Source organism: Mesorhizobium sp. P5_C1 (genome assembly GCF_054049815.1).
In genome coordinates this window covers 1-882 of the sequence record NZ_JBFULQ010001166.1, presented here as the reverse complement: position 1 = coordinate 882, position 882 = coordinate 1, and the positions used below count along the sequence as shown (strand labels likewise).

At 61.3% G+C, this 882-nt stretch carries 1 protein-coding gene; it reads left to right on the top strand.

The annotated features are described in order from the left end of the window. Nucleotides 1-43: 43 nt before the first annotated feature. Nucleotides 44-882, top strand: an 839-nt coding sequence (locus ACXJ7R_RS34645) for a DUF6079 family protein (protein ID WP_457155725.1), incomplete at its 3' end; no start/stop codon positions are given.

The following is an 882-nucleotide window of genomic DNA, read 5'->3' as shown; positions in this document are numbered from 1 at the left end:
GGCGCAGCTCGTGACCCAAGGTCAGGACGAACCAGTCCGAAGCTTGCAGGATGCGATCCAGAAGCACGTCCGGCGCATTGTCGAAGCGCAGCAGATGTTTCGGGAAGGCGTTTCCTTCTGGGGTATCGATCTTCGCAATGTCGGCGATCTGGCCGTCCGCGCGGAGAAACTGGCCGACGCCAAGGCGTTTCTGGAATCGTGCCAAGCCTATTCCTCGCCGGGCAAGCTGAAGAACCTCCGCTATGCTGCGAGCCAGATCAGCGTCCACGTCGAGACGATCCGTACTCTCGGGTTGATTGAAGCGGTCCGGGACTTCGTCGCCCGCCACGGAGCTACAGCGCATTGGCTGAGCCTTGCCGAAACGGTGCTGCCCGCCGACCATCAGTGGGTGAAGCGCGTGCGCGCCGCACGGCAGGAATTCGAAAGCGCCATTCGCAGCGCCGATCTGCCTAGACTGCCCGAGGAGTTTGAGCGTCTCTCCAGTGCGCTTCGGCCCTTCAAGCGTGAGTTCATCACGCTCTATATGAATCTGCACACGCGCGCACGCCTGGGCGTCAACGACGACAAACGAAAGAGCGCGCTTCTCACCGATCCGCGATTGCAGACGCTCCAGCGCCTTGCCGGAATCGAGCTGATGCCTCGGCAGCAACTGACCGACTCCCAGAACCGTCTTGCCAGTTTGAAGAGCTGTTTCGCATTGACCGAGCGCGATCTCGACGCCTCACCGACCTGTCCGCATTGCGGCTTCCGACCGCAGAGCGAAAACACGGTCGCGGGCAGTGTCATGCTCGCACAGTTGGACGAGACGCTGGATGAAATCGTGGCGAGCTGGACATCCGCGCTGCTCGCCAATCTCGAAGACCCGATCACCAGGCATAACCT